This window comes from Peribacillus frigoritolerans, from assembly GCF_030676415.1.
Lineage (GTDB): Bacteria > Bacillota > Bacilli > Bacillales > DSM-1321 > Peribacillus > Peribacillus frigoritolerans_A.
Genome location: NZ_JAUUTW010000002.1, coordinates 104,199 through 120,243, shown reverse-complemented (window position 1 = coordinate 120,243; position 16,045 = coordinate 104,199). Strand labels below are relative to the sequence as shown.

The following is a 16,045-nucleotide window of genomic DNA, read 5'->3' as shown; positions in this document are numbered from 1 at the left end:
AAAAAGGATTAAATTGATATATTATTTTGAAAACGATTACTTCATTTAAAAAATCTTGGAAATTGGTATATTCTCATAACCATTTCCTTTTTCCATTTTCTAGTCATCAGATGACCTGTTAACCTATTTGAAAAAGGAGGAGTTCAGATTGAAAGTTACTCTCTTTGCAACATGTTTAGTGGATTTGTTTCAATCCAATGTCGGCAAAGCGACAGTGGAGCTACTCGAGAGATTAGGCTGTGAGATCGATTTCCCTGAGTCCCAGATATGCTGCGGACAGCCCGCATATAATAGCGGGTATACGAAGGAATCGAAGGAAGCCATGAAAAAGATGATTAAAACGTTCGCGGATGCTGAATACATCGTAACCCCTTCCGGTTCCTGCGCAGCGATGTTCAAGGAATATCCGGTCCTTTTCAAAGGCGATGCCGAATGGGAAAAGAAAGCGGCAACATTAGCGGCTAAAACATATGAATTGACCCAATTCATCGTGGATGTCTTAAAAGTGACCGACGTCGGGGCGACCCTTAAGGGAAAGGCCACTTATCATACTTCATGCCATATGACACGGCTGCTTAAGGTGAAGGAAGCACCTGCCATTTTGTTAAGCCATGTCAGGGGGCTGGAAATGACACCACTTCCCGATGCCCAAAACTGCTGCGGGTTCGGTGGGACCTTTTCGGTTAAGATGGGTGACATTTCCGGGCAAATGGTCGAGGAGAAAGTCTGCAATATTGAAGATACCGGGGCCGATTTTTTAATCGGCGGGGATGCAGGATGTTTGATGAATATCGGCGGACGGATCCAAAGGAAGGGGCAACCGGTGAAAGTGCTTCATATTGCGGAAGTCCTGAATAGTATTTAAAGAAAGCGAGGAGGGAAAAACTTATGGCTATGAAAACCAGCTCTGCCAAATTTAAAGACCGGGTGGATGAAGGAATACATAATGATTTTATGCGATTGGCTGTATCGAGTGCCCAAGAACGATTACACGGACGGCGGCTGACTGCCGTTGATGAATTGGGAAGCTGGGAGGATTGGCGTTCCCTTGGGGAAGAAATCCGGCAGCATGTGCTTAGTAACCTTGATTTCTATTTGCACCAGCTTGCAGAAAACGTTTCGAAAAGGGGCGGTCATGTCTTCTTCGCTGAAACCGCTGAAGAAGCAAGCGGATACATTAAGGATGTCATTGTAAAAAAGAATGCCAAAAAGGTCGTGAAATCCAAATCGATGGTCACGGAAGAGATCAATTTGAATGCAACTCTTGAAGCAGTTGGCCTCGATGTCGTTGAAACGGACCTTGGTGAATACATTTTACAAGTGGATGATCATGATCCCCCTTCCCATATCGTCGCACCTGCTCTCCATAAAAATAAGGAGCAGATTAGGGATGTTTTTAAAGAAAAGCTTGCCTATACGCAAACCGAAAAACCGGAAGAGCTTACCGCCCATGTGCGGGGCATTCTGCGGAAAGATTTCTTAAGCGCCGATGTAGGCATTACCGGCTGTAATTTTGCGATTGCGGAAACGGGCTCGATCGGTTTGGTGACGAATGAAGGAAATGCCGATTTGGTCACTGCCCTCCCAAAAACGCAAATCACCGTGATGGGAATGGAACGGCTTGTGCCTACATTCGATGAATTCGAAGTCCTTGTCAGCTTATTGACGAGAAGCGCTGTCGGCCAAAGGTTGACCAGTTACATTACCGCACTTACCGGTCCTCGTGATGAAGGCGATGTAGACGGACCCGAGGAATTTCACCTTGTGATCGTAGATAATGGACGCTCCTCCATTTTAGGAACTGAGTTTCAATCCGTTCTTCAATGCATTCGCTGTGCTGCCTGTATAAATGTCTGCCCGGTTTATCGCCAGGTTGGCGGTCATTCATATGGTTCAATCTATCCGGGACCAATCGGGGCCGTGCTTTCTCCCTTACTCGGAGGGTATAATGATTTCAAAGAGCTGCCATATGCCTCCACTCTATGTGCAGCCTGTACAGATGCCTGTCCGGTAAAGATTCCTCTCCATGATTTACTGAGGAAGCATCGTGAAGTCATCGTTGAAAAGGAAAAAATGGCACCATTTTCAGAAAGGATGGCCATGAAAGCCTTTGGAATTGGTGCGGCCTCGCCTATGCTTTATAAGTTCGGCTCCAAAATGGCCCCATCAGCGATGTCTCCTTTTAAATCGGGGGATATCATCTCGAAAGGACCGGGACCACTCAAAACTTGGACGGAAAGCCGCGAGTTCCCTGCTCCAGGGAAAGAGAGCTTTCGGGACTGGTTCAAAAATCGGGAAAAAGGAGGGAAACCATCATGAATGGAACCATCCATAATGAAGGGACATTTTTAAACAATATAGCCAAAAACCTGGGAAGGGCTCCTATTACGGATGGCATCTCCGTTCCGGAATGGAAGCACGCCCCCCAAAAAGAGGTTTTGAAACATGCGACACCAAATGATCTTGTCGCGGAATTGGAGGAGCAATGTAAACGGGTGCATACTCAGTTTCACGTTACCGACTCCAAGCAAGTGATGCATTGTTTAAAAAAGGTGATCGGGGAGCTTGGAAACGGACCCTTGATCATCCCTAAGGACGATCGATTTTCCGACTATGGGTTAGAGGGTATCTTAAAGGAAAAAGATGTCCATATATGGGATCACCAAGCCGGGAAAGAAAATATTGAAAAAGCAGAAAGTGCTAACATCGGAATCACATTCAGTGAGATGACACTAGCAGAATCAGCGACCGTCGTCTTGTTCAGCGACAAGGACCACGGCCGTTCCATCAGCTTCCTTCCTTCCTGCCACGTTTCCATCATTCCAAAAAGCACCATCGTTCCGCGAATGACCCAGGCTGCTGCGGCCATCCGTTCAAAAGTTACCCGGGGCGAAGTCGTTCCTTCCTGCATCAATTTCATAACAGGGCCGAGCAATTCGGCTGATATCGAAATGGACCTTGTCGTCGGCGTCCATGGACCCATCAAAGCGGTCTATATAATCGTCGAAGATAAGTAGAAATAAGGAAAAGAAAATGGAGAGGACCTGATTAGGCCTCTCCATTTTTAACTTTCACTATATTACTCGTAAATGATCCGATCAACCGCTTCACGATCGAGGCGTTTGATCACTTCGACAATGAGCTTAACTGCATTCTCATAATCATCCCTGTGAAGCATTGCTGCATGTGAATGAATGTAGCGTGTGGCAATCGTGATCGCCAGTGCGGGAACGCCATTTGCCGTTAAATGGATGGATCCAGCATCCGTCCCGCCGCCTGGAATCGATTCATATTGATAAGGAATATTCATTTCATCAGCCGTGTCGGTGACGAAATCACGTAATCCCTTATGTGCCACCATCGATGAATCATAGATGACGATTTGCGGGCCTTCCCCCATCTTACTCATCGCTTCTTTTTCGGAAACCCCCGGTGTATCACCAGCAATGCCGACATCGACGGCAAAACCGATATCCGGCTGAATTTTGAATGTGGATGTTTTGGAGCCACGCAGGCCGACCTCTTCTTGCACAGCGCCAATTCCATAAACTACATTAGGATGGTCGCTGTCTTTCAGCTGTTTAAGCACATCAATGGCGATTGCACAGCCAATTCGATTGTCCCAGGCTTTGGCGAGCAGCATCTTTTCATTATTCATGACCGTGAATTCAAAATATGGCACAGCCATATCCCCTGGCTTGACGCCCCATTCCTTAACCTCTTCTTTGCTGGATGCACCAATATCAATAAACATATCCTTAATATCAATCGGCTTCTTCCGCGCCTCCGCTGAAAGGATATGTGGCGGCTTGGAACCGATAATGCCAGTTATATCGCCTTTACTTGTAACGATCGTCACGCGCTGGGCCAGCATTACCTGTGACCACCAACCCCCTACCGGCTGAAAACGCAAAAATCCTTTATCATCAATTTGGGTGATCATGAAACCGACTTCGTCCATATGCCCGGTAACGACGATTTTCGGTCCGTTTTCATCACCCGTTTTCTTGGCAATCAAACTTCCCAGGCCATCTGTCGATATTTCATCCGCAAATGGTGTTATGTATTCGGTCATCACTTTTCTTACTTCACTTTCATTTCCCGCAATGCCTTTAGCATCCGTTAAGTCCCGAAGCATCCTTAACGTTTCATCCAATTGAGCCATCCTTTTACCTCCCTATAACTTACATTACAAGAATAATTATACAGATAATCGATTGCATAAACAATCAGCAATCAGTAGCCTTGCTTTTGCCTTTCGTAATTCACTTCATTTTTGCTTACATATGCTTTTTCCACATCCACTGCTGAAAATCCTAGCAGCTCCCCTAAATGTAAATACGCAGCAAAAACCTTTTGGAAAGATGACTCTGTCAACTGTGTGCGAAATTCACTGATGTAGCCGTAAATAGCAGTAAATTGAACCGTCAAATCCTCCTGATGCACCTTGAGGGCGGATGGAACTTCCGGTACAAATCCCCGTTCGATCCCAAGTGACAAAATGAAATGAATGCCATCCACGTATTCAGCCAAAATCGTTTCTTTATCAGAGGGGCCTTTAAGACTCCAGAATTTAAAACATCTTGTTTCATTGGCAAGCTCCCCAAGCTCCACTAAAAGAGCAAGTATCTTCCGTTCCACCAAGTCTTCAGCACCCAAATCATGCTTTGATTGTATATGCTCATCCAAAGCTGCCTGCATTTCCATTAATTTACCTATATTCATTTTCATCACTTCTTTCTATCGTCTTCCCCTAAATTATATCAAATAAATGAAACTTATTAAAAACCCATACGTAAATGAAGGGAATCACTCTGTTTAAGGAGGTAGCTCCATGGTATTGATCATGCGGTTCATTCTTTTGGCTCTCATCATTTTCTTAATATATACAATCATCAAATACCTATTTAATCCGAAAAGAAAATTAGAGCTGGCACATGAACAGAAAAAGTTCTTTCTGCTCGACGATACAGCCAATATACGAAAGAATTTTTTATTGACGTACAACGGGGTGATGTTTGAAGGGGAAAAATATTTAGGGACGACGGAACGCTCCTTCGAGGTCATCTCCATCTTCATATGGCCTAAAAAAGTGGCCGGCCTGAAAGGCTTGAAGCGAAATGACTTCTTAAAAATCGAGGCAGCCATAAAAAAACAATATCCAGATGCCGTTATTGATTGGAAGAGCCCGGTTAAGGAGTTTTTACAAAAATGAAAAAAATCACGCGTAATGAAGAGCCTTGAGAAAATGGACTCAAGGCTCTAAATTAATCATCTGAACGAAAAAATTCCTTCCAGGGGACGACCGTCTGCTTTTCTCTCAATAAATATAGCAATAAGGTTAAGGATAATAAAATAATGACGATCAGCGTTGGACTGAAATCTGCAATATAGTGGCCAAAAACCGTGTATACGAATGCTACAGGAAGATTGGTCATGAAGGATAGATAAAAATAATTTTTCAGCCCTTTATTGGATTCCAATAAGCAAAGCGACAGTAAGTAAAAGTGTATGAATGGTATTAGTCTCAGTACTGCAATTTGCCGGCTGTTTAGCTTTCGGTTTCCAAACAGCTTATTCTTAAGCCTTAGCAGCCTATCCTTTGTTTTCGGAAATTTGCCTATCACGAAATAAAAGGCCATACTGGATAACGTCAAACCGATTACCGAATAGATGGTTCCAAAAGCTGCCCCGAATAATACTCCGCCAGACATGCAAACCACAATGACGGGAATGAATAAAAATTGCCTTACTAAATGAAAAGTGATAAAAATCAACGGTGCAAACACGCTTCCAGATTGAACGTAGCTCATCACAAGTGTCAGTTTATCATTCATGCTCTCCCTCCAGCTACTCTTCGCTGCTTCTACAAGCATATACATTATACGGGCTACATATTACAATTGAATGAATATCTTAATCAATAAGGCTATCTGAAGAATCATCAATATAGGCAGGCCCCACTTAAAAGCGGCATGCTTCGTCTTATGGCGGAATTGCTTCATCCCCAAAAAGGACCCAGTCCCTCCGCCTATGAACGCCCAAAACCAAAGTGTCTTTTCGCTGATCCGGTACTCCCCATTACGAGCTTTCCTTTTGTCGATTCCCATTAAGGCAAACCCGATGATGTTTGTGATGATCATATAAGCAGCAATGAACCATACTCCTTGCATTCTCATTCCCTCCTTTAAATATGTAAAAAGCCACCCTCTTGAAAAGAGAGTGGCTGTATCAGTCAGACTTATTTGTCTAATTGTTGTTTAGCAGCAGTTGCTAATTGAGCAAAAGCTTGTTCGTCAGCAACAGCAAGATCAGCAAGCATTTTGCGGTTCACTTCGATACCAGCAAGCTTTAGACCATGCATTAAACGGCTGTAAGAAAGACCGTTGATGCGTGCTGCAGCGTTGATACGAGTGATCCAAAGTTTGCGGAAATCACGTTTCTTTTGACGACGGTCACGGAAAGCATAGTTTCCTGACTTCATTACTTGTTGGTTAGCTACTTTGAAAAGAATATGTTTCGCGCCATAGTAACCTTTAGCTAATTTTATTACCTTTTTACGACGTTTGCGAGTAACAGTACCGCCTTTTACACGTGGCATGTTATTTCCCTCCTATTTAACTCGATAAATCGAACTTATTTAATGTTGTCTAACATATGACGAATACGTTTGAAGTCACCTTTGCTTACAAGGCTAGCTTTGCGAAGCTTACGCTTTTGCTTAGTAGATTTGTTAGCAAATAAATGGCTTGTGTAAGCGTTAGAACGCTTAAGTTTGCCGGATCCAGTCTTTTTGAAACGTTTAGCAGATCCGCGGTGAGTTTTCATTTTAGGCATAAGGTATTCCTCCTCATTACAAATTACTTTACAATTACTTTTCGTTTTTCGGTGCTAAGATAATGAACATGCTGCGCCCGTCCATTTTTGGGTGTTGCTCGATTGTAGCCACTTCTTTACATGCTTCAGAAAAACGAACGAGTACACGTTGACCAATTTCCTTATGCGTAATGGCACGTCCTTTGAATCGGATAGAAGCTTTTACTTTATCGCCTTTTTCAAGGAATTTAATACCGTTGCGAAGCTTCGTATTGAAATCATGTTCTTCAATCGTCGGGCTCAAACGAACCTCTTTCAGACTGATGACTTTTTGATTTTTACGTGCTTCCTTGTCTTTCTTTTGCTGCTCGAAGCGGTGTTTTCCGTAGTCCATGATCCGGGCTACCGGAGGCTTTGCATTTGCAGCAACTAAAACTAGATCAAGATTTACACGAGCGGCAATTTCCAATGCTTCGAATTTCGTTTTAATTCCAAGTTGTTCTCCGTTTTGGTCAATAAGACGAACTTCACGGGCTCGGATGCCCTCGTTTACCATCGCGTCTTTACTAATAGTTAGCCACCTCCAAAGATATTGGCGAATACGAATATTTGAATAAATTCGGTCACGCTCACAACTCGCTTACAGGATATAATCATAATAAAAAAGTGTGGATGCATGTTGCACCCACACTGATAGACTCATTCAGAAAGATCCAAATAATCAAATCATGACCTGTTAACTGCATTGTTTGCGTCAACCAGGTGAGAAGCGGGTGCTTCTTCTTTTCCTCAAACACGTATTCAATTCACTTTAGAAATATATCATAAACACTGATGACTTGTCAAATGCTAATTTATTCGTTTTTTACAACAAAATTAATATTATCAGACATTCAGTTATTTGACAATACGTTTTTTAAAGTAATTTGGACAAAAAATATTCATCATGATACATACCATCGAAAAACAGTGATTCCCGCTTTATTCCTTCTTTTCAAAACCAATCTTTCGATATAAGGAAAGCGCAGGGGCTTTGTTTGCAATCACGGACAATTCCAGGCGCTGGATTTCGTTTGTCCGTGATTGCTTCCTTGAAGCCTTTCGAATTTCCATTTCTCCCCACTCCCACTTTGGTTTCGGACCATACCGATCGAAGCCATCAATTGTTAAGAGTTTTCTTTCGCCTTTTTCTTTTTCTCAATGCTGTCCCAAGAAAATAAGGCTATCCAAAAAAGCAGGACCGGGACAATGGCATATTGCCGATAACCATCCAATAATAATAAGATGATGATGACAAGGAATGTTGGCCCGAATAGATAGGTGAATTTCTTTTTCATGCTGACCCTCCTTTTCATTGCTGTACATAATTTCACATGATGGTTTCATTTTATCATGCCTTAATGAAAAAGAGGGACACAACTATATGTGCCCCTCTTTTTGCTATCAACGGCTTACTTCCGCCTTAATCGCTGAAACGAAATCTTCAAAAGCGATCGTTTCGGATTTTTGTTCACCGTATTTACGTACATTCACGCTGCCTTCTTTGGCTTCATTGTCTCCAACAACCAGCATGTACGGGATTTTTTGCATTTGCGCTTCACGGATTTTGTAACCGATTTTCTCGTCACGTGTATCCAGATCGACACGAATGCCTTGCGCTTTAAGTTTTTCCTGTACTTCTTTCGCATAATCCAAGTGCACTTCAGGTGAGACCGGGATCACTTGTGCTTGGATAGGTGCAAGCCAAGTCGGGAATGCCCCCTTGTATTCTTCAATCAAGTAAGCGACAAAACGTTCCATTGTGGAAACGACGCCGCGGTGGATAACAACCGGACGGTGCTGCTTGCCGTCCTCACCGACGTAATTAAGATCAAAACGTTCAGGAAGCAAGAAATCAAGCTGAACAGTGGAAAGCGTTTCATCTTTCCCTAAGGCAGTACGCACTTGAACATCAAGCTTAGGACCGTAGAATGCCGCTTCACCTTCCGCTTCAAAGTAATCCAGACCCAGTTCATCCATGGCGCCTTTTAACATGCTTTGTGCTTTTTCCCACATGTCATCATCATCGAAGTATTTTTCTGTATCCTGAGGATCGCGATAAGACAGGCGGAATGAATAATCCTTGATATCGAAATCTTTATATACTTCCAGAACCAGGTTCACAACGCGCTTGAACTCTTCTTTGATTTGGTCGGGACGGACGAAAATGTGCGCATCATTCAATGTCATTCCACGTACACGCTGAAGGCCTGAAAGTGCACCTGACATTTCATAGCGGTGCATCAAGCCTAGCTCGGCAATCCGGATTGGCAGTTCGCGGTAGCTGTGGATACTGTTTTTATAGACCATCATGTGATGCGGACAGTTCATCGGACGCAGGACAAGCTGTTCGTTTTCCATCTCCATGACAGGGAACATGCCGTCCTGGTAATGATCCCAGTGTCCAGATGTTTTATAAAGGTCCACGCTTCCCATTACAGGTGTGTAGACATGGTCATAGCCCAAACGTTCTTCCTTGTCCACGATATATCTTTCGATTGTCCGGCGGATGGTCGCGCCTTTTGGCAACCACATCGGCAGCCCTTGCCCCACTTTCTGTGAGCTCATGAACAAGTTCAATTCTTTGCCGATTTTACGATGGTCACGTTCCTTGGCTTCTTCAAGGAAACGCAGGTGCTCGGCTAAATCTTCTTTTTTATAGAAAGCCGTACCGTAAATGCGCTGAAGCATTTTGTTTTTGCTATCGCCTCTCCAGTATGCTCCAGCAATGCTCAATAGCTTGAATTCTTTGATTTTCCCCGTTGATGGAACATGAATTCCACGGCAAAGGTCAAAGAATTCACCCTGCTCATAAAGCGTTACCTGCTGATCGGCAGGAATCGCATCGATCAACTCCAATTTATACTCGTCGCCGATTTCTTTAAAACGGGAAATCGCTTCATCACGACTCACTTCGATGCGGGAAATTTCCAAGTTTTCGTTGACGATTTTCTTCATTTCTTTTTCAATCAATGGAAGGTCTTCGGGAGTCAATGATTCCTCCATATCCATATCATAGTAAAAGCCGCCCTCAATGACTGGCCCTACGCCGAATTTAGCGTTTTTGTACAAACGTTTGATCGCTTGTGCCATCAAGTGCGCTGTACTGTGACGCAATACTTCAAGAGCATCCGCTGCGTCCTGTGTGACGATTTCGATTGTACCATCTTGTTCAATCGGACGTTTCAAATCATATAATTCACCATTGAATTTTCCGGCAATGGATTTCTTCCTTAAACCAGGACTGATGGATGCAGCGATGTCTTCAGTTGTTGTGCCTTTAGCAAACTCCTTAACCGCTCCGTCAGGAAAAGATATTTTCAGTAATTCTGACATTGAGTTTCACTCCTTCTTATTGTTCGAACAAATTACAGGTTTTTGATTCCATTACAACACAAAAAAGCCCGCCCCTGTATAAAACAGGGACGAGCTTAGTAATAAATATCATTAACCCGCGGTTCCACCCTCGTTCCAGCTTGCTTTTCACGGCAAAATGGCACTTGTAACTTGGTAACGGCAGCTTCCCGTCAGCTCATATTCGCAGAATGCCTGCTTTCCGAGCCGAAGTTTAAAGGTGGTAAGTGTTCCATGCGAATAGGAAGCTTACAGCCTGTTGGCTCCCCTCTCTGGTAATCGGCGACTAGAATACCCTTGTCCTCATCATAACTTTTAGTTTTTTAATAGTATGTAGGAAATTATAATTTGTTATACGGTGAAAATCAAGGTTAATTTTCTTTTTTCCATGAAAGATCATTCAAATGCATAGAAAATGACGAAAGTGGCAGGATAGTCGCCCGTTCTTCGAAAATCCTTGAAATGGTCTGGATCAGCCCCTCTTCCTTGTCATCGGTATAGATGCACAAGTTTTCAGGAGCAATCGATAGAAGCGGGGCGAGTATCACCGTATCGAGAAAAAGTGAACTTTTGGCAAGAAGCCTCCTGTCGATCATACTATTGATTTTTGGCCGGTCTAGTTTGCTGAATTTCTGATCATAGAAATGAAAACCATCCCGGTTGACCAGGTGCAGCTTTCTTAATTTCGACTCCTGCCCATGAAGGCAATCACGGAGCGTAGCAATGAAATTTTGATAGTCCTGTTCCAGCTTGTATTCATCAATCGCCTTGACGACATACTTTTCCAAAGTATGCTGAAATGTTTTTAAACGGAAGGTCGTAAAAGAATCGAATGAAAAAGATACCTTTCCAGCCAAGATGCTTTGAAGTCCTTCCTCAATCAATCGTTTCTCCGTACTGAATGCTACATCTTGATTCCTGGCTCTTTCCACCTCGATGATTGATGATGCAATTTCAATGATGGCTTCAATTTCTTCCCGTTCCCTATAAAAATATTTACCGACTATTATTTGCTCCAGAACAGGAAGCGTCTTTTCTTCCAATAAAAAAGAATGAAAAGCATCACGAAGCAGAATTAGCCATTTATCACCTGAAGACTCCGTCACATCCACATGCATGCCTTGTTGCGGAAGAAACCGAATGTATGCTTGAAATTCTGCCCCCAGTGGATGGACAGAAACGAAATTCAGTAATTTCAATGCCTCTGAATCGTTTTGAAACGAAATTTGCACTACGACATCCCCCCTTCCCCCTTGCTTCTTTTTTCATGTATATGGGGATAGGGACGTGTTTAGAAGTAGGATGGGTCTTGTAAAGAAGAAAAAAGTGACCTCCATTAAGAGACCACTTTTCTTCATCTTCTCCGATTCACGCCATCCAGCTTGACCGGCTCCGCTAAATATTGAATTCTTTCCAGTACCCTGGCCGCCTTCACTTCTTCCTTCTCACCACGCTGTGAAAAGGTTAGGTGGTTCTCCAGGCCATTCAGGTCAAAATTCGAAGTGAAAAACGTCGGCAGGTTTTCCAACATCCTAAATTGCAAAATCGGACCAAAAACCTCATCGCGTCCCCAGCTCGTCATGGACTCCGCTCCAATATCATCCAGCATGAGGACAGGTGCCGTTTTCACCATCTCAATTTTTTCATTGACTGTATTATCACCTATCGATCCCTTAAGTTCCCTCAAGTAGTCAGGGACATAGACAATAAGGGAGGAAATTTGCCTTTCTGCAAGTTCATTGGCAATCGCACCTAATAAGTACGTTTTCCCAACACCGAATTTCCCATATATATATAAGCCTTTTTGCCTTTTACCTGGCTCATATTCCATAATGAACGACATCGCCTTACTTAATACACCCAAGCGTTTGTTTTCATTATCCGTTTGGGTAAAGTCCTCAATGGTCGCCTTTAAAATATCCTTCGGTACATATAGGCTGCGGATCAATTTTTCCCGTTTCCGCTTTTCATCCTCTGCCAATTTCCGCGGGCAGATTTCATAATGCAGGTTCAGGGCCTTCCCTTGAACCACCAATTTGGGATAATACCCTTGCATCATATTGATGCAGCCATTCAAGCTTGGACATTTATCACACTTATTGCTTTGTGAAGTGAACTCATAAAGCTTCCCCAAATTTTTATCAATCATTTCCTTCGTGACCGTCGAACTGTTGGCATTCAAAAATAACCGCACTTGTTCGTCTTCAAAAATCTCCTGTTTCAGCTTTTCATAACGCTGTTGAAATTGATTTGTATTGGCTAATTTATTAAGGGATCTATTAATCTTTTCCATCGTTCATTTCACCTCCTGCTTTCCACTGCTTCCATTTCTCCTGAAGCTCGCGTTTCTGGGCATTCAATTCAGGCTGATCTGCATTCTGCTCCTGCTGTGTTTCTTCTTTTTTCTCAAGCCACTCCGGAACCACTTCTTCCCGTATCGCCTTTTTCCGGCTGCCCTTCGCAGCATTCCTGCTCCCTTGAGCCCAGTCCTGATATTTCCTATGTTCATTTTTAGCTAGTTCCATCGCCTCGACGACCGTAGAGACCTTCAGCCGTGCCCAATGGCCTGCCAGCTTTTCCACATAACCCTTCGTGAACTTCATATCCGTTTTGAGCATGACATATTCAATCAAGACATTGACGACACCCGGATTCAGCTTTTGATTGATCATCACGCCCTCAACCACTTTCAAATCACCGCTTGATGGCTCTGCACCGCCAGACAATTGCATCAGCCGCTCCCTTGGAGAAATCGTCTCCAAATGACGGATTAACTCTTGTTCCTGTGTTTTCGGTTCTTCCTTTTGTGTCCGTTCACGAATCGGCTGCACCCGATTGACAAGGGAAGGCATATCGGCCTGCCGTTCGATCTGATACCAGTCCCTTGCCGCCTTTCTAAGCACTTCCTCATCGATCTCATCATCCAATGAAACGGCATCCATTACTAGTTTTTGCATTTCCAGCGGATCAATGCCATATAAAAAAGCAAGTTTGGCAATCGTACTTTTTATTTTCGGAGTAAAGGCCTTTTTCGGTACGATCGAGGATTTCATCCCGGCAAATAAAAGGTCAAAATCGAATAATTCGTCAAACCCCGATGGCTCGACGCCTTCCGTCCGATCGATGAATTGCTGTTCAGGCATCGGTTTCCATTCGTTTTTCGCTTCATCCGTTACATATAATGAGTCCAAATGATCTGATGAGAATACTTCCGCAAAAGATTTAGTCACACCTTCATATTGATCGGTTAAGATATAGTCATCACAAAAGAATCTCTTTAACCGGTTGAATTGCGCTTTACCGATTTTTTTGTATAAGTAAATATTCAGCATTCCATCCGTGAAAAACTGCTGGGGGGAAAGCGGCGGGTTTAACTCATAGATGAATTCCTTCGTTTCATTTGTCGATTTCTTATATACATTCAACAGACCAATTCCTTCAAGTAAAAGGCGTGCTTCGTAAATATCACCTAACTTAAGGCCGATGGTATTCATTAATTGATAATGTGAGGAGGTTTCCGACCATAGCCTGTTTTCCTCTAACTCACTCCATAACGTCATATATAGGCTAATGCAGATAGGTCCAATAAGAGGTTGATATAGTCGGGTCAGTATTTTCCGATCATAATCATGAAGCAGCCCCGCAGATGAGACCAAATATGAATCCGCTGGGAGCAATTCTTGCCAATGCATTGACATCTCCATTCAAACCTTTCAAAAGATGTAGTGAAAAAAGAGCCAAAGTAAATCTTCAGCTCTACTTTCTTTCTTTATTTATTAAATCTTTCAATTCATCGATAAAGACATTGATATCTTTAAATTGCCGATAGACGGATGCGAACCTTACATAGGCAACCTCATCGACTTCTGCCAGCTTGTCCATTACCATTTCGCCGACACTGTCGCTTTTCACTTCCGATATGCCCTGGTTGCGTAGTTCTTTTTCTACATAACTGGTAATTTGCTCTAGTTCTTTCAAGGGAACCGGACGTTTTTCGCAAGCCCTGATTAAGCCACGCAGGATTTTATCACGACTGAACTCTTCCCGTGTCCCGCCCTTTTTCACTACAATTAGCGGTGTTTCCTCCACCTTTTCAAATGTCGTGAATCGAAAACCACATGCCTCACATTCACGGCGTCGTCGAATCGATTTACTTTCATCGACTGGCCTGGAATCGAGCACTCTTGTTCCGTTATATTGACATGATGGGCATTTCATCATTATCAGCTCCGTATTTTATGTAGGACTCCCCTATCTAAATGTTCCCCAAGGAATTACTTCTCTATCTTAATCTTATATTAAAAGGAACGGCCAGTACAAGTAAAAAGTGTAACTTCTGGCAGCAGGCACTTTTTGTCCTGCCCCTGAAGCACCGTTGTTAAGGTCTTTGTGCTACAAGGCAATCCTCTTCCATAAAGTGAAGCAGGCTGCCGATTCATTGCATTAAAAAAGAGATGCACCCATGGCATCTCTGTGTATACGTGTTTTTATAGGGCACTTATATTGGCTTTTTTCATTTGTACAGGACCTAATCCACGTGGTAATTCTATGTTTTCACGTGTTTGCGCATTCAAAGCTTCTGCAATATAATCTGCCGCAATATTCGGATCCAAGTTACCGCATGTATAGACATCAATGCTCGCATAGCCGTGTTCTGGAAAACTGTGAATCGTTAAGTGTGATTCAGAAATGATGACAACCCCGCTGACTCCTTGTGGAGCAAATTTGTGAAAGGCAACTTCTCGTACCTCTGCACCAGATTTCAAAGCAGCATCAACAAAAATCTTTTCAATTAAATCGATATTGTTCAGTTTTTCAAAGTCACAACCCCAAAGTTCAGAAATGACATGTCTACCCATTGTTTCCATAGTGTAAGCTGTTTCCATATTAAGCTTCCCCCTTACCATGATTTAAAAATAAGTTCTGATAACTACCACGGGGGAAAGTTAGTCCAAAGAGGTCCTAACCCTTTAAGTAGCCATCATGCAAACCGCTTTTGAAGAAGTTCACGATTCATAGTATATATGGTTTGAATTTTTTTTGCAACTCCAAATTGAATTTTTGGAAAGATAAACTTTATATGTAATAGGGATATAGCGTAGGTTCCAATGTGGTGCAAATTCTGTTATCAGGTTTATTCAGCGCCTCAGAGCAGCAAGGAATTGATTAATCACTGAATTAAAAATAGCCCGCTAAAAAAATGTAGCAGGCTCAGACTGTAGGCAAACTCGATAATAATTGAGTTTGTCTACTGTTTTTTAGGTTTTTTTATATTTGGCCGTTGATTTCCACTCCATGCACTCGCTTTCCGCGGGCGGCCCGGGAGCCTCCTCGGCGCCATTGCGCCTGTGGGGTCTCCCTTGGACGCGCTTTTCCCGCAGGAGTCTCGTACCTTCCGTTCCAATCAACTTTGTTTTAACAGTAAGATAGAACTCCTTTTACCTACAGTCTATTTAAGGAAGAAACCAAGGAGATTAAGGACAGTTCAACTGATACCGAGAGTAGCTACTATGTGAAATATGAACGAACAAAACAAGTTTGCCTATTCGTTTCATGCGGCATCAAACCGCAATGTATTTGTGTTGGGGACGATAGTAACACCCGGAAATACGCATGATAGTCATATCTTAGGGCCTCTGGTTGAACAAATGATTGAGAAAGTTGGAAAAACCGGGAGCAGTTGCCGCTGATGCAAAAGAAAAGCATGGTATGCCTTGGGCCACCATTCTCTATAACTGCTTCAAATCCAATAAACATTAAAAAGGTTTCGGAATGTGACCATTTTGAAACCTTTTTGACTACAAAAAAAATAGCCCGCTAAAAAATTTAGCAGGCT

The 16,045-nt window shown here is 42.9% G+C and carries 19 protein-coding genes, 1 pseudogene and 1 other annotated feature; of the genes and pseudogenes, 5 read left to right on the top strand and 15 right to left on the bottom strand.

Going from position 1 to position 16,045, the window contains the following annotated elements; translation table 11 throughout:
• Nucleotides 1-148: 148 nt before the first annotated feature.
• Genes Q8G36_RS02550 through Q8G36_RS02540 form a run of 3 tightly spaced genes read left to right on the top strand, consistent with a single transcriptional unit; the run spans nt 149 to nt 3,017 of the window.
• Complete coding sequence (locus Q8G36_RS02550; RefSeq protein ID WP_305158826.1) at nt 149-865, top strand: (Fe-S)-binding protein; 717 nt, start codon at nt 149-151, stop codon at nt 863-865.
• A gap of 23 nt (nt 866-888) precedes the next feature.
• Nucleotides 889-2,319 (top strand): LutB/LldF family L-lactate oxidation iron-sulfur protein, encoded by a 1,431-nt coding sequence (locus Q8G36_RS02545; protein WP_305158825.1) that lies wholly within the window; start codon nt 889-891, stop codon nt 2,317-2,319.
• Nucleotides 2,313-3,017, top strand: coding sequence for a LutC/YkgG family protein (locus Q8G36_RS02540; protein ID WP_305159029.1), 705 nt, complete (start codon nt 2,313-2,315; stop codon nt 3,015-3,017). The genes Q8G36_RS02545 and Q8G36_RS02540 overlap by 7 nt, the downstream gene beginning before the upstream one ends.
• Nucleotides 3,018-3,079: 62 nt before the next feature.
• On the opposite strand, the gene Q8G36_RS02535 is transcribed toward Q8G36_RS02540, so the two are convergent.
• Both Q8G36_RS02535 and Q8G36_RS02530 read right to left on the bottom strand, forming a co-directional pair.
• The gene (locus Q8G36_RS02535) at nt 3,080-4,165 is read right to left on the bottom strand and encodes a M42 family metallopeptidase (protein WP_305158824.1); all 1,086 of its coding nucleotides are present in this window, start codon (nt 4,163-4,165) and stop codon (nt 3,080-3,082) included.
• Nucleotides 4,166-4,236: 71 nt separating this feature from the next.
• Nucleotides 4,237-4,725: a dUTP diphosphatase gene (locus tag Q8G36_RS02530; RefSeq protein ID WP_305158823.1), complete on the bottom strand. Its 489-nt coding sequence runs from the start codon at nt 4,723-4,725 to the stop codon at nt 4,237-4,239.
• Between the two features lie 109 nt (nt 4,726-4,834).
• Here Q8G36_RS02530 and Q8G36_RS02525 point away from each other — a divergent pair, with 109 nt between their 5' ends.
• Nucleotides 4,835-5,215, top strand: a complete 381-nt coding sequence (locus Q8G36_RS02525) for a sigma-w pathway protein ysdB (RefSeq protein ID WP_305158822.1) — start codon at nt 4,835-4,837, stop codon at nt 5,213-5,215.
• A gap of 52 nt (nt 5,216-5,267) precedes the next feature.
• On the opposite strand, the gene Q8G36_RS02520 is transcribed toward Q8G36_RS02525, so the two are convergent.
• The 13 genes from Q8G36_RS02520 to speD form a co-directional block, all read right to left on the bottom strand.
• Complete coding sequence (locus tag Q8G36_RS02520) at nt 5,268-5,837, bottom strand: TVP38/TMEM64 family protein (protein WP_305158821.1); 570 nt, start codon at nt 5,835-5,837, stop codon at nt 5,268-5,270.
• A gap of 60 nt (nt 5,838-5,897) precedes the next feature.
• Nucleotides 5,898-6,173 (bottom strand): DUF1294 domain-containing protein, encoded by a 276-nt coding sequence (locus Q8G36_RS02515; protein ID WP_305158819.1) that lies wholly within the window; start codon nt 6,171-6,173, stop codon nt 5,898-5,900.
• 68 nt (nt 6,174-6,241) lie between these two features.
• On the bottom strand, nt 6,242-6,601 hold the full coding sequence (gene rplT / locus Q8G36_RS02510) for a 50S ribosomal protein L20 (protein ID WP_034309067.1): 360 nt from the start codon (nt 6,599-6,601) through the stop codon (nt 6,242-6,244).
• A 35-nt stretch (nt 6,602-6,636) separates the two neighbouring features.
• Entirely contained in the window at nt 6,637-6,837 is a 201-nt protein-coding gene (rpmI, locus tag Q8G36_RS02505) for a 50S ribosomal protein L35 (RefSeq protein ID WP_034309070.1), read from the bottom strand.
• A 34-nt stretch (nt 6,838-6,871) separates the two neighbouring features.
• On the bottom strand, nt 6,872-7,372 hold the full coding sequence (gene infC / locus Q8G36_RS02500) for a translation initiation factor IF-3 (RefSeq protein ID WP_034309072.1): 501 nt from the start codon (nt 7,370-7,372) through the stop codon (nt 6,872-6,874).
• 98 nt (nt 7,373-7,470) lie between these two features.
• Nucleotides 7,471-7,607: a sequence feature (ribosomal protein L20 leader region), on the bottom strand.
• Between the two features lie 190 nt (nt 7,608-7,797).
• Nucleotides 7,798-7,929 carry a hypothetical protein gene (locus tag Q8G36_RS02495; protein WP_305158811.1) on the bottom strand — a complete coding sequence of 44 codons (132 nt, stop codon included), beginning with the start codon at nt 7,927-7,929 and terminating at the stop codon, nt 7,798-7,800.
• Nucleotides 7,930-7,982: 53 nt separating this feature from the next.
• Complete coding sequence (locus Q8G36_RS02490) at nt 7,983-8,153, bottom strand: hypothetical protein (RefSeq protein ID WP_170971767.1); 171 nt, start codon at nt 8,151-8,153, stop codon at nt 7,983-7,985.
• Nucleotides 8,154-8,259: 106 nt separating this feature from the next.
• Nucleotides 8,260-10,191, bottom strand: coding sequence for a threonine--tRNA ligase (gene thrS / locus Q8G36_RS02485; protein WP_305158809.1), 1,932 nt, complete (start codon nt 10,189-10,191; stop codon nt 8,260-8,262).
• A gap of 389 nt (nt 10,192-10,580) precedes the next feature.
• The gene (gene ytxC / locus Q8G36_RS02480) at nt 10,581-11,441 is read right to left on the bottom strand and encodes a sporulation protein YtxC (RefSeq protein WP_305158808.1); all 861 of its coding nucleotides are present in this window, start codon (nt 11,439-11,441) and stop codon (nt 10,581-10,583) included.
• 122 nt (nt 11,442-11,563) lie between these two features.
• Nucleotides 11,564-12,502 (bottom strand): primosomal protein DnaI, encoded by a 939-nt coding sequence (gene dnaI, locus Q8G36_RS02475; RefSeq protein WP_305158807.1) that lies wholly within the window; start codon nt 12,500-12,502, stop codon nt 11,564-11,566.
• Nucleotides 12,489-13,901, bottom strand: a complete 1,413-nt coding sequence (locus Q8G36_RS02470) for a replication initiation and membrane attachment family protein (RefSeq protein ID WP_305158806.1) — start codon at nt 13,899-13,901, stop codon at nt 12,489-12,491. The genes dnaI and Q8G36_RS02470 overlap by 14 nt, the downstream gene beginning before the upstream one ends.
• A gap of 64 nt (nt 13,902-13,965) precedes the next feature.
• Nucleotides 13,966-14,427: a transcriptional regulator NrdR gene (nrdR, locus tag Q8G36_RS02465; RefSeq protein ID WP_034309080.1), complete on the bottom strand. Its 462-nt coding sequence runs from the start codon at nt 14,425-14,427 to the stop codon at nt 13,966-13,968.
• A 269-nt stretch (nt 14,428-14,696) separates the two neighbouring features.
• Nucleotides 14,697-15,077, bottom strand: coding sequence for an adenosylmethionine decarboxylase (speD, locus tag Q8G36_RS02460; RefSeq protein WP_034311443.1), 381 nt, complete (start codon nt 15,075-15,077; stop codon nt 14,697-14,699).
• 584 nt (nt 15,078-15,661) lie between these two features.
• Here speD and Q8G36_RS02455 point away from each other — a divergent pair.
• Nucleotides 15,662-15,912: pseudogene (locus Q8G36_RS02455) on the top strand (IS5/IS1182 family transposase); the annotation flags it as partial.
• Between the last annotated feature and the right edge of the window lie 133 nt (nt 15,913-16,045).

What these genes read in the sequence shown, in the direction of transcription:
- Q8G36_RS02545 (WP_305158825.1), top strand. Translation starts at nt 889, where the DNA reads ATGGCTATGAAAACCAGCTCTGCCAAATTTAAAGACCGGGTGGATGAA.
- Q8G36_RS02530 (WP_305158823.1), bottom strand. Translation starts at nt 4,725, where the DNA reads ATGAATATAGGTAAATTAATGGAAATGCAGGCAGCTTTGGATGAGCAT.
- Q8G36_RS02470 (WP_305158806.1), bottom strand. Translation starts at nt 13,901, where the DNA reads ATGCATTGGCAAGAATTGCTCCCAGCGGATTCATATTTGGTCTCATCT.
- dnaI (WP_305158807.1), bottom strand. Translation starts at nt 12,502, where the DNA reads ATGGAAAAGATTAATAGATCCCTTAATAAATTAGCCAATACAAATCAA.
- speD (WP_034311443.1), bottom strand. Translation starts at nt 15,077, where the DNA reads ATGGAAACAATGGGTAGACATGTCATTTCTGAACTTTGGGGTTGTGAC.
- thrS (WP_305158809.1), bottom strand. Translation starts at nt 10,191, where the DNA reads ATGTCAGAATTACTGAAAATATCTTTTCCTGACGGAGCGGTTAAGGAG.
- rplT (WP_034309067.1), bottom strand. Translation starts at nt 6,601, where the DNA reads ATGCCACGTGTAAAAGGCGGTACTGTTACTCGCAAACGTCGTAAAAAG.
- nrdR (WP_034309080.1), bottom strand. Translation starts at nt 14,427, where the DNA reads ATGAAATGCCCATCATGTCAATATAACGGAACAAGAGTGCTCGATTCC.
- Q8G36_RS02515 (WP_305158819.1), bottom strand. Translation starts at nt 6,173, where the DNA reads ATGCAAGGAGTATGGTTCATTGCTGCTTATATGATCATCACAAACATC.
- infC (WP_034309072.1), bottom strand. Translation starts at nt 7,372, where the DNA reads ATGGTAAACGAGGGCATCCGAGCCCGTGAAGTTCGTCTTATTGACCAA.
- Q8G36_RS02535 (WP_305158824.1), bottom strand. Translation starts at nt 4,165, where the DNA reads ATGGCTCAATTGGATGAAACGTTAAGGATGCTTCGGGACTTAACGGAT.
- Q8G36_RS02525 (WP_305158822.1), top strand. Translation starts at nt 4,835, where the DNA reads ATGGTATTGATCATGCGGTTCATTCTTTTGGCTCTCATCATTTTCTTA.
- Q8G36_RS02490 (WP_170971767.1), bottom strand. Translation starts at nt 8,153, where the DNA reads ATGAAAAAGAAATTCACCTATCTATTCGGGCCAACATTCCTTGTCATC.
- rpmI (WP_034309070.1), bottom strand. Translation starts at nt 6,837, where the DNA reads ATGCCTAAAATGAAAACTCACCGCGGATCTGCTAAACGTTTCAAAAAG.
- Q8G36_RS02520 (WP_305158821.1), bottom strand. Translation starts at nt 5,837, where the DNA reads ATGAATGATAAACTGACACTTGTGATGAGCTACGTTCAATCTGGAAGC.
- Q8G36_RS02495 (WP_305158811.1), bottom strand. Translation starts at nt 7,929, where the DNA reads ATGGAAATTCGAAAGGCTTCAAGGAAGCAATCACGGACAAACGAAATC.